The organism is Geodermatophilus sp. URMC 61 (assembly GCF_052931555.1).
Window position 1 is genome coordinate 853,783 of sequence record NZ_JBRFHZ010000002.1, and the last position, 14,291, is coordinate 868,073.

Here is a 14,291-nt window from a genome sequence, read left to right on the forward strand (position 1 = left end):
GGGCGGCGGAGCGGGTGGGGAGTCTGTCATGAGCCGGGTGCTGAGCGGGGTCGGCGAGGAGGTGCGGGTCGAGCGCGGGCCGCTCGGGCCGGCGCAGTTCTGGCGCGGGCAGTCGCGCTACGTCGTGGGCGAGCTGCTCGACTCGTGGGTGGAGACCGCCCCGTGGTGGCAGCGCGGTGCCGCGGGAGCCGGTGGCGCCTCCGCCGAGCTGGTCGCCAGCCGCGAGGTGTGGCGGGTCGAGGCGGTCCGGGCCTGGCGGTCGCGGATGAGCTTCGCCGGCGTCTTCGACCTCAGCTGGGAGTCGGCGGACAACCGCTGGTCGCTCGTGCGGGTGCACGACTGATGGGAGCCGTCCGCGTCATGGCCGACCAGCTGCCGCTGCCCCCACCGCTGCCCTCGGCCGCACGCCAGCTGCTCGACCAGGCCTCCCGCGCACTGGCCGAGGCGGCCGCGAGCGCCGACGCCCGGCAGCGCTACGCCACCGCCCACCTGAGCGCGCTGCGCGCCGCGGCCGCGGTGCTGGCCGCCCGCACCCGGCCGGAGTCCGGGCGGCGCCGCCCGCGCAGCGCCTGGGTGCTGCTCGGCCAGGTGGCGCCCGAGCTGGGGGAGTGGGCCACCTTCTTCGCCGCCGGCGCGGCCAAGCGGGCCGCCGCCGAGGCCGGGTTGTCCCACGCCGTCACCGACCGCGAGGCCGACGACCTGGTCCGCGACGTGCGCGCCTTCCTCGCCGTCGTGGAGAACGCCCTGGGCAGCACGCCGCCGCCGGAGTCGCCCCGGCGCGCGCGTCCCCGGGTGGTCGGCGGGTCCGAGCACCGGCACGGGAGGTGAGACCCGACCCCTTCGTCCACCTCCACGTCGCCTCGGGCTACTCCATGCAGTACGGGGCCAACCACCCGGCCGACCTGGTCGAGCGGGCGGCCGAGCACGGCATGCGGGCCCTGGCGCTCACCGACCGCGACGGGCTCTACGGCGCGGTGAAGTTCGCGCTGGCCTGCCGGGCAGCCGACGTGCGGCCACTGTTCGGGGTGGACCTGGCAGTGACGTCCTCGGTGGACTCGACCGTCCCACCGGCCCTGGCCCCCGTGGTCGGTGGTGCGCACTCGGCGCAGCGTGCACGGGGCCGCCGGCCGGGCGCGCCGGACGACGCACCCGGCCGCACCGGCCGCCGCTCGCCGGCGCGCGGTGGGTCGAGCGTCGACCCGCGGCTGCCCCGCGTCACCTTCCTCGCGCGGGACGGTGCAGGCTGGCGGTCGTTGTGCCGGCTGACCAGCGCCACCCACCTGCGTGGCACCCGCGGAGAGCCGGTGAGCTCGCTGGCGCTCGCCGCCGAGCACGCGACCGGGCTGGTGGCCCTGCTGGGCCCGGACTCCCCGGTGGGCCGGGCGCTGGCCGCCGGACGGGCCGACGTGGCCTCCGCCCGGCTGGCCGCCTGGCGCGCGGTGTTCGGCCCCGGCTCGCTGGTGCTCGAGGTCGTGCACCACCGCGGCCGGGGCGACCGCTCCCGGGCGCAGGCGCTGCTGCGCTTCGCCGCCGCGGAGGGAGTCCCGGCGGTGCTGACCAACGCGGTCCGCTACGTCGAGGCGCTCGACGCGCCCACCGCCGACGTCCTGGACGCCGCGCGCCGGCTGGTCCCGCTCGACACCCGGCACGTCGACCGGCGCACCGCCGAGGGTTACCTCAAGTCGGGCAAGGAGATGGCCGAGGTCGCCGAGGACCTCGTCGGCCCCGACCGCGATGCGGCGCTCCGGCTGCTGGAGCGCACCGCCCGGCTGGCCGAGCAGTGCACGGTCGACGTCCGGGCCGACCTCGGCGTCGGCACCGTGCGCTACCCCGAGCTCGACGTGGTCACCACCCCGGCCGAGCAGGGGATGGGCCCCTCGGCGGTGCTGCGTGCCCGCTGCGAGGCCGGGCTGGGCCGGCGGGGGATGGCCCGGACGGCGGAGGTGGCCCGGCGGCTGGACGACGAGCTGGCGGTCATCGACACGCTCGGCTACCCGTCCTACTTCCTCACCGTCGCCGACGTGGTCGACCTCATCAGGAGCCTGAGGGTCCGGGCGGCAGCGCGCGGATCGGGTGCCGGCAGCCTGGTCACCTACCTGCTGGGCATCTCCGACGTCGACCCGATCCGGTACGGCCTGCTGATGGAGCGCTTCCTCTCCCCGCTGCGCCACCAGCTGCCCGACGTCGACATCGACGTGGAGTCCGCGCGCCGGATGGAGGTGTACGACGCGGTCCTCGGCCGCTTCGGCGCCCACCGGGTCAGCTGCATCTCGATGATGGACACCTACCGGGTGCGGCACGCCATCCGTGACGTCGGCGCCGCGCTCGGGCTGCCGCCGGCCGAGGTGGACGCGGTCGCCAAGGCCTTCCCGCATATCCGGGCCAACCAGGTGCACGCCGCGCTCAAGGACCTCCCGGAGCTGCGGGCCAGTCGGCTGGGCGCGCGGCGCGGCGGCGGCACCGGCGACCTCGACCTGCTCTTCGACCTGGTCGCCCGGCTCGACGGGCTGCCCCGGCACATCGCGCTGCACCCGTGCGGCGTGCTGCTCTCCGACGCCACGCTGCTCGATCGCACCCCGGTGGAGAACAGCTACCTGGGCTACCCGATGAGCCAGTTCGACAAGGACGACGTCGAGGAGCTCGGGCTGCTCAAGCTCGACCTGCTCGGCATCCGGATGCAGTCGGCGATCGCGCACGCCCTCGACGAGGTGGCCCGGGTCGACGGCGAGACCGTCGACATCGACGCGATCCCGCGCGACGACCCGACGACGTTCGAGCTGATCCGCAGCACCCGGACCCTCGGCATGTTCCAAATCGAGTCCCCGGGGCAGCGGGAGCTGGTCGGCAAGTTCGGGCCGGAGACGTTCGAGGACATCGTCATCGACATCTCGCTGTTCCGGCCCGGCCCGGTGAAGAGCGACATGGTCACGCCGTTCCTGCTGGCCCGGAACGGCTGGCAGGACCCGGTCCACCCGCACCCCGACCTCGCGCCGCTCCTCGAGCAGACCGCCGGCGTCGTGGTCTTCCACGAGCAGGTGCTGCAGATCGTGGCGCAGATGACCGGCTGCGACCTGGCCGAGGCCGACGAGGTCCGCCGGGCGCTGGGGGACCGGGAGCTGCACGCCGAGGTGCGGGCCTGGTTCATGCCCCAGGCGCTGCAGCGCTATCCGGCGGAGGTGGTCGAGGAGGTGTGGGAGGTGCTGGTCGCCTTCGGCTCCTTCGGCTTCTGCAAGGCCCACGCCGCGGCGTTCGCGCTGCCCACCTACCAGTCGGCGTGGCTGAAGACCCACCACCCGGCGGCCTTCCTCGCCGGGGTGCTCACCCACGACCCGGGCATGTACCCGAAGCGGCTGATCCTCGACGACGCCCGCAACTTCGGCGTCCGGGTGCTGGGCCTGGACGTCAACGCCTCCGCCGGCACCTACCGGGTCGAACGGCTCGGGTCCGACACCGACCCTGAGGCTGGACCTGAGGTCGAGGGTGAGGGCTGGACCCGGCCGGAGTGGATGCCCGCGGCGATGCCCGACCCGTCCCGCTACGGCATCCGGCTGTCCCTGGCCGACGTGAAGGGCATCTCCGCCGACGAGGTGGAGCGGGTCGTCGCCGGGCAGCCCTACCGCTCGCTCACCGACTTCTGGCACCGGGCGTCGGTGTCCCGGCCGGTGGTGGAGCGGCTGGTGCTGGCCGGCGGGTTCGACTCCCTCTACGGCTTCGGGGTCCGTGACCGCGAGGCCGGCCGGCCCACCCGCAGCCGCCGGCAGGTCACCCGCCGCGACCTGCTGCTGCAGATCGGCGAGCTGGACCGGTGGAGCCGCAGCGGCGCGAAGGCCGCCACGACCGGGCAGCTCAGCCTCGACCTCATGGGCCTCGACATGGAGGGCGCGGAGCCGCCCGGCGAGGAGGCGGAGGAGCCGGGGCTCGGCTGGGCCGAGGGCAGCGGGCTGCCGGAGTTCACCGACGCCGAACTGGTGCGCGCCGAGCTGGAGGTGCTCGGCCTGGACGCCAGCCGGCACGTCGTCGACTTCTACCGTCCGTTCCTGGCCGCCATCGGCGCGGTGCCGGCCAGTGAGCTGCTCACCAGCCGCAGCGGCGCCGAGGTGCTGGTCGCCGGGGTCAAGGTGGCCACCCAGACGCCGCCGATCCGCTCCGGCCGCCGGGTGGTCTTCGTGACCCTCGACGACGGCACCGGCTGCACCGACTCCACCTTCTTCGAGGACGCCCAGGGTCCCTACGCCTCGACGGTCTTCCACTCGTGGCTGCTGGTCATCCGCGGGGTGCTGCGGCGCACCGGCCCGCGCGGGGTCTCACTGCGGGCCACCGGCGCGTGGGAGCTGCCGGCGCTGCACGAGGCCTGGGCGACCGGCGGGCCGGAGGCGGTGGCCGAGCAGATGGCCGCCCCGGGGGAGTACACCGAGCAGTCGATCGCCGGCGCGGCGGCCTCCCGCGGCTCGCGCCCGGTGGTGGTCAAGCCGGTGCTGGTGCACCCCACGGGTTTCCGGATGTCGCCCTACGCCGACATCAAGCCGGCGGGGGAGGACGCCATGACCGTGGCACGCCGCGACGCCACCCACCGGGGGACGTCGCCGCCGCGCAAGCTGTGGCACTCCAGCCCGGGCAGCTCCGGCCACTGACGGAGGACCCTCTGCCCCACGCCTCGTCAGAGGACGCCCGCCCCCCACCACTCGTGGGAGGACCCAGTCCCCCTCACCGTGGAAGGACCCCGTCCCCCCTTCGCGAGCTCACCGTGGAAGGACCCCGTCCCCCCTTCGCGAGCTCAGCGGAAGGACCCCGTCCTCCCCACGCCTCGCAGGCTCGGCGCGAGTCTCGGGACGCGGCCGCGGCGGGACCCTGCAGGGGCGACGGGACGGGCCGCGGCGAGCCTCCGGACGGGGCCGGCGGGGCCGGCACCGCTGTACCCCGGTGGCCCGTCACCGCCCAGCCGTGTGCAGCCGGCGTGCAGCAGTCGGCGCCACGGTCCGGGCCCACGCAGCCGAACTCGCGCGCCGGCGACCGATGACCTGCGGGTGGGCGGGCGGTCTACTCCTCGACGCGGGAGCCGACCGTCCCGCACACCCGCCGAGAGGACCCCTGATGCCCAAGCAGATCCCGTGCCTGTGGTTCGACGGCGCGGCCGAGGAGGCCGCCGCCCACTACACCTCGATCTTCCCGAACTCCTCGATCGGCGAGGTCACCCGCTACGGCCGCGACATGCCGATGCCCGAGGGCACCGCCATGACCGTCTCCTTCACCCTCGACGGCCAGGAGTACGTCGGCCTCAACGGCGGCCCGCAGTTCCCGTTCACCGAGGCCATCTCCTTCCAGATCATGTGCGCCGACCAGGAGGAGGCCGACCACTACTGGAACCGCCTGACCGACGGCGGCGAGGAGAGCATGTGCGGCTGGCTCAAGGACCGCTTCGGCGTCTCCTGGCAGGTCGTGCCGACCGAGCTCACCACCCTGCTCAACGACCCCGACCCCGGGCGCGCCCGGCGGGCCACCGAGGCGATGCTGCAGATGCGCCGCATCGACGTCGAGGAGATCAAGCGGGCGGCCGACGGGGTCACCGCCTGAGGAAGGACCCCCTGCCCCTCACCGCTCGCAGGCTCGCGGCGGGGCCCTGCAGGGGCCGCCCGCACGCGGTGGGCGATGCGCGCGGACGGCGTGATCCCCGCCCGGGACGCGCCGCGAGCGCACACCGCCGCCCGGCGCGGCCGGCCCGGCGCGCGCCACCGCTGCCGGACGCACCCCTGCGAGCGGGCCGGTGACCGGGACCGACCGCCGCTAGGCTCCGACGGGTGCCGCCGTCTGCCCCCACCTCGTCCGCTGCGGACCAGCTGCCCGCCCGCGCGGCCGCCGTCTGGGCCGCCCTCGACCCGCTCGTCGCGGCGGGCCGCCCGCTGCGGGTCCTCGACGTCGGCGGCGGCAGCGGCAACTCCGCCGTCCGGCTGGCCCAGATGGGCCACGACGTCACCGTGGTCGACCCCAGCGCCGACGCCCTCGCCACGTTGAACCGGCGGGCCGAGACCGCCGGCGTCGGGCCGCGGGTGCACGGCGTCCAGGGTGACGGCGACCGGCTGCACGAGGTGGTGCCCGCCGGGACCGACGGCGGCTACGACCTGGCGCTGTGCCACTCGGTGCTCGAGGTGGTCGACGACCCCGCCGCCACGCTGCGCGAGCTCGCCCGCGCCCTGCGCCCCGGCGGCACCGCGAGCGTCGCCTCGGCCAACCGGGCCGGCGCGGTGCTGGCCCGGGCGGTCGCCGGGCACCCGGTCGAGGCGCTGGCCCTGCTCGAGGACCGCGACCCCGCCCCGCGGCGCGCCCGCCGCCCGGCCCGCCGCCGTTTCACCCCGGACGACCTGCTCGTCCTGGTCGAGGACGCCGGGCTCCGACCGGGTGGCTGGCGCGGCGTCTCGGTCGTCGCCGACCTGCTCGACGTCGCCTCCGGGGCCGACCCCGAGGCGGTCCGCCGGCTGGAACTGGCGCTGGCCGGCAGCTCGCCCTACCGCGACGTCGCCGCCGGGCTGCACCTGCTCGCGACCCGCCCCTGATGGCTCTGCCCGCCGACCTCGCCCGGCCCGATTACGGCACGGCCACCCTCGCCGACGTCCTCCCCGGCGCGGCCACCGCGCTCGGCGTCCCCGTGGAGCGCGGCGACCTGCCGCCGGACCCGCTCGGCCTCACCGCCGCGCTGGCCGGGGCCCGCCGGGTGGCCGTCCTGCTGGTGGACGGGCTCGGCGCCGACTTGGTCCGCGCGCACCCCGACATCGCCCCCACCCTGGCCGGGCTGGCCACTCCCGTCGGAGACCTCTCCGCGCCGTGTCCGAGCACCACCCCGGTCAGCCTCACCACCCTGGGCACCGGGTTGCCGCCGGGCAGCCACGGGGTGCTCGGCTTCGTCACCGCCGTGCCAGGGGAGGACCGCATCCTCAACCACGTCCAGTGGACCGACGACCCCGATCCCGCCGTCTGGATGTCGCGGCGCAGCGTCTTCGAGCAGGCCGCCGACGCGGGGGTCGAGGTCGCCGCCGTGGCGCCCTACGCGTTCCGCGGGTCGGGGCTGTCGAACGTCGCCTACCGCGGCGCCCGCTACACCGGCACCGTGGGCGCCGGCGACCTGGCCGCCGTCCTGCTGGAGTCGCTGGCCGCCGCGCCGCGCACCCTCGTCTACGGCTACACCGCCGAGCTCGACCTCACCGGTCACGTCCGCGGCGTCGACTCGCCCAGCTGGCGCGCCCAGCTGGCCCTCGTCGACCGGCTCGTCGAGCAGGTCGTCGACGGCCTCCCGGACGACGCCGCGCTGCTGGTCACGGCCGACCACGGGATGCTCGACGTCCCGCCCGGCACCCGCCTCGACCTCGACGCCCACCCCGAGCTCACCGAGGACGTCCGGCTGCTCGCCGGCGAGCCGCGGGCCCGCTACCTGCACGCCGTCGCAGGCGCCGAGGCCGACCTGCTGGCGCGGTGGCGAGAGGTCCTGGGGGACCGCGCCTGGGTCGCCGGCCGCGACGAGGCCATCGCCAGCGGTGTCTTCGGCCCGGTGGACGACGACCTGGCCGGGCGGATCGGCGACGTCGTCGCGCTCGCCCGCGGCACCTGGGCCCTGACCGCCACGGAGCGGGAGCCCGGCCCGAGCCGGTTGGTCGGCTACCACGGCTCACTCACCGCCACCGAGCTGGCCATCCCGCTGCTCGCCACGCGGGGCCGCGCCCTGGCGTGACCCGGCGCCACACCGGTGGGCGTTGACGGCCCGGGCGGCGCGGACGACAGTGCCCGGCGCTCGACGTCCCGACCCCCGGCAGGGCGGAGCCCACGATGACCGCCAGACGCTCTCTCTCCACCCGAGGCGCCCTGGCCTGCGTGCCGGCCGTCGCGGCGTCGCTGGTCCTGGTCGCACCCGGCGCGGCCGCCGCCCCGGCCGCCCCCGTGCCGGCCGCGCCGGTGGCGGCGAGCGCGGCCGCGGACCCCGCGCTCGTGGAGGACCTGCGGGGGGACCTCGAGGCGTACCTGCAGGCCCGCGGTGCGGCCGAGCACGTCTCGGCCGCCGCGCTGAGCGTCAGCCTCCCGATGCAGGAGGCGACCATCGACGTCAGCGCCGGGACGACGGAGTTCGGCGGCTCGGTGCCGGTGCGCCCCGACGCGCTCTGGCAGGTCGGCAGCAACACCAAGGCGTTCACCTCGGTGCTGCTGCTGCAGCTCGAGGCGGAGGGGCGCCTCTCGATCGACGATCCGCTCAGCCGGTGGCTGCCGGAGTACCCGCAGTGGGGCGAGGTCACCATCCGGCGCCTGCTCGACATGACCAGCGGCATCCCGACCTACGACGACCAGCCGGCCTTCGACGCCGACTACGCCGCCGACCCGCTCCGGCAGTTCACCGCGGCGGAGCTGGTCGACTACGTGGTCGGCGCCCCGGCCACCTCCGGGTACAGCTACTCGAACACCAACTACGTGCTCGCCGAGATGATCGTCGAGCGGGTGACCGGCACCGGCTACGCGGCCCAGCTGTCCGCCCGGCTCCTGGTGCCGCTGGGCTTGGCGGACACGTACTACCGCTCCCACCTCTACCCCCCGGGGATCGCCGGCCGCATGCCGGCCGGCTACTACGCCCGCACCACCGAGCCCGGAATGGGTCCGCTGGAGGGAGAGGACGTCAGCCGGGACAGCCTGTCCTGGGCGCGGGGCGCCGGCGCCATCCTGAGCACGACGGCCGACATGACGTTGTGGGCACGCGTGCTGTACGGGGGTTGGCTGCTGCCGCCGCAGCAGCAGGCCGAGCTGCTGAGCCTGGTGTCGACGGCGACGGGGGAGCCCATCGAGGCGACGTCGCCGGAGGACCCCAGGGGGTTCGGCCTGGGGGTCGCCCAGATGACCGACGACCTGGGCACGTTCTGGTTCTACGAGGGGGAGACCATGGGGTTCCGGTTCCTCCACGCCTACTTCCCGGAGTCCGGGCTCGTCGTCGCCGTGGGCCTGAACAGCAGGCCCGACGAGGACCGGATCGGGGCCCTGGCGACGTCGGTGTACGACACGCTGCTGACGCACGGCGCTCTCGGGCCCGTCCCGGCCGGCGCCGTGCCCTGACGCCCGGGGACTCAGACGCCGTCGAGCAGCAGTACGTGCCAGGTGCGGCTGTGCGCGGCGTGCACCGCCCGGCAGGTGAGCGGCGCCGTCTCCTCCGACGGACGGCTCTCCACCTCGGTGACCACGTCGCCGTCCGGCCCGGCGAGGGTGACCACCCACCGCTCGACCTCGACGCCGGCCGGGGTCAGCCGGCGCACGTCGCGCGGCAGCAGGTCGTCGACCCCGAGCAGTGACAGCTGCGCCCGGGCGGTGTGCTGGGCCGCCTGCACCGGCGCGGGCAGGCCGGAGCGACCGCGCAGCCAGGGCAGCGCGACCCGGCCCCCGGTGTGCGCCTCGACCAGCTCGGTGCCGTCCCCGGGCACCTGGCCGTAGTAGAAGCCGTGCGGCAGCACGAGCACGTTGCTGGCGAACCGGCAGCCGCCCAGGTGGCTGCACTCCCAGACGTCGTCGCTGGGCATCGTCCGGGCCAGCGGCCGCCCCCGCAGCGCGCAGCAGGCGTCGTGCCCGCCGTGCGCGCACACCAGGTAGAGCGGCCGATCGGCCGGTGCCCCGACCGACCCGTCCCAGGGGACGTCGACCAGCTCGGCGTCGCTGTCGCGCACCGACCACCACACGCCCTCGGCGCCGGGCCGGCCGTCGACGTAGGCCCAGCGTCGCTGGGAGTCGGCGAGCCGGTCGCCAGGACGGCGGACGAGCAGCACCCGCACGCCCTCGACCCGCGCCCGGTGCGCCAGCCGCGGTGCCACGGCCGGGTCGAAGCGGGACTGGGTGAGCGCGTCGACGCCCCACGGACCCGGCTGCTCGACGAGCAGCCAGCGCTGCGCCGGAGAGGCGGTCGCGACGCCGGAGTCGCCGCGGACCAGCGCCTGCACCGAGCAGCGGTCCGGGTCGAGTCGTCCCGTGGGCAGCCCCGGCGCTGCCGCGACCCGGCAGAAGTCGGCCGGAGCAGTCACGTCCCCTCCTCGCCGGCGCTCGGGTGGGCCGTGACCGGTGGTGCTGTGCACGTGCGTGACCTCGCGAGCTCGGTCACGCGACGGGGCCCGGCCGGCTCACGATCCGTTCCCGGGCGTGCGCTCACCCCGCCCATGGTCCTCCGCGGTCGCACCGGGCACGGTGACGATCGACTCGGTCACCAGCCGGCGGGCCAGGGTCAGCTGGTCGGCGGCGTCGAGTCCCGGTAGGTCGGCGACCTTCAGCTCGCCGGCGGCCAGCAGCCCGGCGACGGCCGGCCGGGTCTGGGCGGGCAGCTCGAGGGAGCGCCGTCCGGCGATCAGCGTCACCCGGCCGTCGGCGGCCTCGCGCAGCTGGCAGCGCAGTCGCCGGCGCAGCCGCAGCACGGTGTCGGGGGAGAGGGCGGCGGCCGCGGTCGCCTGGGCCAGCGGCGCCACCGGCTCCGGGCGGACCTGCGACCAGGTGCGGGCCCGCAGCCGGTCGGCGACCTCGGTGGGGTCGACGCGGTCGAGCCAGCCCTTCAGCGCGGTCACGACCGTCGCGACGTCGTCGGCCACCGCGGCCGGGTCGGCGAGGTCCACGCCCAGCGGCAGCGAGCGGCGCAGCTCCGGGTCCTCGGCGGCGAGCCCGCGGACCAGGTCGAGCGCGTTCTCCGCGGCCGCCCAGCGGGTCACCGAGTGGATCCCGACGGTCAGGTGCGCGCTGATCGCACCCAGCGCGGTCGCCGAGTGCAGGTAGCCGCGGGGCAGGTAGAGGGCGTCGCCGGGGCGCAGCACCGCGTCGATCACCGGCTCGCCCTCGGCCGCGGCGGCCACCGCGGCGGCCCGGTCGTTCCACGGCTGGGTGCGCAGCGGGTCGGTCAGCACCGGCTCGTGGATGCGCCAGTGCTTCTCACCGGCCACCTGCAGGACGAACACGTCGTGGACGTCGTAGTGCGGGGAGAACCCGCGCGAGGACGGCGGGGTGATGTAGGCGTTGACCTGCGTCGGGTGGCCCAGGTCGGCGGCCAGCTGGTCGGCGAACTCGATCAGCGGCGGCCAGAGCCGGTGCAGCCCCTGCAGGACGACGGTGCTGCCGTCGGCGAACAGCCGCAGCACCGCGTCGGAGGAGACCTGGTCGGCGACCTCCGCGCCGGCGCCGCCGGAGGTCGTGAAGCGCTTGGCGTCGACGACCGCGCCGTCCTTGGCGATCCGCAGGAACGGGGTGCGCAGCCCGCGGCGGGACAGCAGCTCGTCGACCGCGGCGAGGTCGAGCAGGTCGTCGAAGGAGCCGCCGGTCTCCTCGGCGCGGGTCAGCAGCGGCCGGCAGGCCCAGTACTCCTCGGCGAAGACCCGCGGGTCGACAGCGGTGCACCGACGCAGGGCCGACCGGTCGGCCGGCCGGCCCTGCGCGGTGGGGTCCTCGGTCAGGCGGAACCGTCCGCGCCGCCGTCGGCGCCACCGTCGGCGCCGCCGTCCGAACCGCCACCGACGGCGCCGCCGTCGGCCGGGCCGTGGCCGGCGCCGCTGTCGGCGCCACCGTCCGCACCGCCGTCGGCCCCGCCGTCCGCACCTCCATCGGCGCCGCCGTCCGAACCGCCACCGACGGCGCCGCCGTCGGCCGGGCCGTGGCCGGCGCCGCTGTCGGCGCCACCGTCCGCGCCGCCGTCGGAGACGCCGGGCGTGCCGGAGGCACCGCCGTCCGCGGGACCTTCGGTGCTGGTCATGTCGTCGTCGTCGAGAGCCATGGGTCTCCCATCACGTCGGGTCCGGGCCGCCGGCCGGCGACCCTCCGGGGGTGCTGTACCTCGCGCATCCTGCTCTCACACGCCCGCCTCGACCAGCGGTGACGGGCTGTCCGCAACGTCTCCGTCACGACGTCGCGTCGAGGTGCCCCCGGGGTCGCGCGGGCGTTAGCGTCCTCCTGGAAGTCGAACAGGCGTTCGAGCTGCGGGAGGGGTCGGGTGTCGTCGGGGTCGTCGTCCCGTGCTGCGGGCTGCACCGTGCTGCACGTCGACATGGACGCGTTCTTCGCCAGCGTCGAGGTGCGCCGCCGGCCGGAGCTGGCCGGGACGCCGGTGATCGTCGGTGGGGCGGGCAACCGCGGGGTGGTCACCTCGGCGACCTACGAGGCGCGCCGCTACGGGGTGCACGCGGCGATGCCGACGTCCCGCGCGCTGCGGCTGTGCCCGACGGCGACGGTGCTGCCGGGGGACATGGCGCTCTACGCCGAGGTGTCCCGCTCCGTCATGGCGCTGTTCCGCTCGATCACCCCGCTGGTGGAGCCGCTGAGCCTGGACGAGGCCTTCCTCGACGTGTCCGGCGCCGGGCGGCGGCTGGGCGATGCCGCAGAGATCGGCGAGTACCTGCGTGCCCGCGTCTTCGACGAGCAGGGCATCACCTGCTCGGTCGGCGTGGCCGGCACCAAGTTCGTCGCCAAGCTCGCCTCCACCGCAGCCAAGCCCGACGGGCTGCTGGTCGTCCGGCCGGCGGAGGTCATGCAGTTCCTGCACCCGCTGCCGGTCGGCGCGCTGTGGGGCGTGGGCGCCAAGACCGAGGAGCTGCTGCTGCGGCTGGGGCTGCGCACCGTCGGCGACCTCGCGCACGTGCCGGTGCGCACGCTGCAGCGGGCGGTGGGCCCGGCGGCCGGTGCGCACCTGCACGAGCTGTCCTGGGGCCGCGACCCGCGCCGGGTGACGCCCGACGAGCCGGAGAAGTCGACCGGGCACGAGGAGACCTTCGGCACCGACGTCGACGACCCGGCGGTCATCCACCGCGAGCTGCTGCGGCTGGCGGAGCGGACGGCGGGCCGGTTGCGCTCGGGCGGCTGGCTGGCCCGCACGGTGACGATCAAGGTCCGTTTCGCCGACTTCGCCACGATCACCCGCAGCCGCACCCTCGACGTCCCCACCGACGTCGGGCAGGAGCTCTACGACACCGCCCGTGCCCTCTTCGACGCCCTCGGCCTGGACCGGGCCCGCATCCGGCTGGTCGGCGTGCGCGCCGAGCGCCTGGTGCCGGCCGGGGAGACGCCGCGCCAGCTCGAGCTGGGCGCCCGGGAGCGCGGCCGCCGGGAGGCCGAGCTGGCCGCCGACCGCGCCGCCCGGCGGTTCGGCGCCGGCGCGGTCCGCCCGGCGACGCTGCTGCACCGCGACGGCCAGCGCACCCGCTGAGCCGGCCCCGTCGTGGTGGGACACGCCCGACGAGGTCGCACCCGACCGGGTGGTGGGAACTCCGACCGGACCCCGTTCGTGTCCCCGCCGACACCGTGGGCCACCCGCCGGTGTGATCACGACGAGCCCGGCGCGGCCCGCCTTTCGCACCCCGCGGAGGGCTCGTATCCTCGGTGTCACCGACGGCGGGCACCGCCGTCGGGTCTTGGCTTTGGCCCACGTGGAGGTCGACGTGCCGCTCTCCGAGCACGAGCAGCGACTGCTGGAGCAGATCGAGCGCGCCCTCGTCGATGACGATCCCAAGTTCGCCTCGTCGGTCCGCTCCGGTGACCGCCGCGGCAAGGCACGTCGCAAGCTGCAGCTGGGCGTCCTGCTGTTCGTGGTGGGCATGGCCGCGCTCATCGGCGGCGCGGTGATCCCGTCGGTGCCGCTGGGTGCCCTCGGCTTCCTGGTCGCCTTCGGTGGGCTCGCCCTCACCGTCCTGAACTACCGCTCGGCCACCGGCGCCGTCGAGGTCGGCCCCGGCGCCCCGGCCGGCGGCGCGGCTCCCGGCCGGGGTGGTCGCGGTCGCGGCGGCAAGGTCCGCCGGCAGCCGCTGAAGAACCGGCTCGAGGAGCGCTTCCGCCGCCGCTACGACCAGTAGCCCGCAGCTCCCGTACGACAGCCGCCGTCCCTCCCGGACGGCGGCTGTCGTCGTTCGTGGCCCGACTCCCCGCAGGAGGCACCGTGACCGATTCCGACACGACCGCCGTCTGGGAGGGCCTCGCCGCCGGCGGCGGTCTGTGGGCCTGGGGCGACGAGGACGGCGTGGCCCCGTGGACCGACGGCGACGGGCACGACGTCGTCCCGCTGTGGACCGCGGCGGACCGGGCCGAGGAGGAGTCGCTGTCCGACGCCGAGCCCGGTGAGGGTCCGGTGTTCCTCGACGTCGAGACGCTGCTCGAGGCGATCCCCGAGTGGGTGGCCGCCGGCGTCCGCGAGGCGGGACTGCAGTCCGAGGGCGGCCGGTTCACCCTCACCGTGCCGCTGACCGAGCTGACCGAGCGGCTGCTGCGCCTGCAGTAGAAGGACCCCGTCCTCCCCACCCTTCGCACGCTCAGGGTGGGACGCG

The 14,291-nt window shown here is 76.1% G+C and carries 13 protein-coding genes; 10 read left to right on the forward strand and 3 right to left on the reverse strand.

What is annotated here, in order from left to right:
* Positions 1 to 28 precede the first annotated feature (28 nt).
* The 7 genes from ACU610_RS04040 (at position 29) to ACU610_RS04070 (ending at position 9,078) form a co-directional block, all read left to right on the forward strand.
* A complete protein-coding gene (locus tag ACU610_RS04040) occupies positions 29 to 343 on the forward strand; it encodes a DUF6504 family protein (RefSeq protein ID WP_446766430.1) in 315 nt (104 codons plus the stop codon).
* Positions 343 to 828, forward strand: a complete 486-nt coding sequence (locus ACU610_RS04045) for an SAV_6107 family HEPN domain-containing protein (RefSeq protein WP_446766431.1) — start codon at positions 343 to 345, stop codon at positions 826 to 828. The genes ACU610_RS04040 and ACU610_RS04045 overlap by 1 nt, the downstream gene beginning before the upstream one ends.
* Positions 825 to 4,631 carry a DNA polymerase III subunit alpha gene (locus tag ACU610_RS04050; protein ID WP_446766432.1) on the forward strand — a complete coding sequence of 1,269 codons (3,807 nt, stop codon included), beginning with the start codon at positions 825 to 827 and terminating at the stop codon, positions 4,629 to 4,631. Before ACU610_RS04045 ends, ACU610_RS04050 begins: the two co-directional genes overlap by 4 nt.
* Before the next feature lie 460 nt (positions 4,632 to 5,091).
* Positions 5,092 to 5,571: a VOC family protein gene (locus tag ACU610_RS04055; RefSeq protein ID WP_446766433.1), complete on the forward strand. Its 480-nt coding sequence runs from the start codon at positions 5,092 to 5,094 to the stop codon at positions 5,569 to 5,571.
* Positions 5,572 to 5,795: 224 nt separating this feature from the next.
* A complete protein-coding gene (locus ACU610_RS04060; RefSeq protein ID WP_446766434.1) occupies positions 5,796 to 6,548 on the forward strand; it encodes a class I SAM-dependent methyltransferase in 753 nt (250 codons plus the stop codon).
* On the forward strand, positions 6,548 to 7,717 hold the full coding sequence (locus ACU610_RS04065; protein WP_446766435.1) for an alkaline phosphatase family protein: 1,170 nt from the start codon (positions 6,548 to 6,550) through the stop codon (positions 7,715 to 7,717). The genes ACU610_RS04060 and ACU610_RS04065 overlap by 1 nt, the downstream gene beginning before the upstream one ends.
* 95 nt (positions 7,718 to 7,812) lie before the next feature.
* Positions 7,813 to 9,078, forward strand: a complete 1,266-nt coding sequence (locus ACU610_RS04070; RefSeq protein WP_446766436.1) for a serine hydrolase domain-containing protein — start codon at positions 7,813 to 7,815, stop codon at positions 9,076 to 9,078.
* Positions 9,079 to 9,089: 11 nt separating this feature from the next.
* Here ACU610_RS04070 and ACU610_RS04075 read toward each other — a convergent pair whose 3' ends face one another.
* From ACU610_RS04075 to ACU610_RS04085, 3 genes are all read right to left on the reverse strand, one after another.
* Positions 9,090 to 10,031 carry a sucrase ferredoxin gene (locus tag ACU610_RS04075; protein WP_446766437.1) on the reverse strand — a complete coding sequence of 314 codons (942 nt, stop codon included), beginning with the start codon at positions 10,029 to 10,031 and terminating at the stop codon, positions 9,090 to 9,092.
* 96 nt (positions 10,032 to 10,127) lie between these two features.
* The gene (locus ACU610_RS04080) at positions 10,128 to 11,126 is read right to left on the reverse strand and encodes a cupin domain-containing protein (protein WP_446766438.1); all 999 of its coding nucleotides are present in this window, start codon (positions 11,124 to 11,126) and stop codon (positions 10,128 to 10,130) included.
* Between the two features lie 308 nt (positions 11,127 to 11,434).
* Positions 11,435 to 11,734, reverse strand: a complete 300-nt coding sequence (locus tag ACU610_RS04085) for a hypothetical protein (protein ID WP_446766439.1) — start codon at positions 11,732 to 11,734, stop codon at positions 11,435 to 11,437.
* Positions 11,735 to 12,010: 276 nt separating this feature from the next.
* Between ACU610_RS04085 and dinB the strand changes: the two genes are divergently transcribed.
* The 3 genes from dinB to ACU610_RS04100 all read left to right on the forward strand — a co-directional run bounded on the left by dinB (position 12,011) and on the right by ACU610_RS04100 (position 14,245).
* Complete coding sequence (gene dinB / locus ACU610_RS04090) at positions 12,011 to 13,180, forward strand: DNA polymerase IV (RefSeq protein WP_446766440.1); 1,170 nt, start codon at positions 12,011 to 12,013, stop codon at positions 13,178 to 13,180.
* Between the two features lie 232 nt (positions 13,181 to 13,412).
* Complete coding sequence (locus ACU610_RS04095) at positions 13,413 to 13,823, forward strand: DUF3040 domain-containing protein (RefSeq protein WP_446766441.1); 411 nt, start codon at positions 13,413 to 13,415, stop codon at positions 13,821 to 13,823.
* 83 nt (positions 13,824 to 13,906) lie between these two features.
* Positions 13,907 to 14,245: a hypothetical protein gene (locus ACU610_RS04100; protein WP_446766442.1), complete on the forward strand. Its 339-nt coding sequence runs from the start codon at positions 13,907 to 13,909 to the stop codon at positions 14,243 to 14,245.
* Positions 14,246 to 14,291 lie beyond the last annotated feature (46 nt).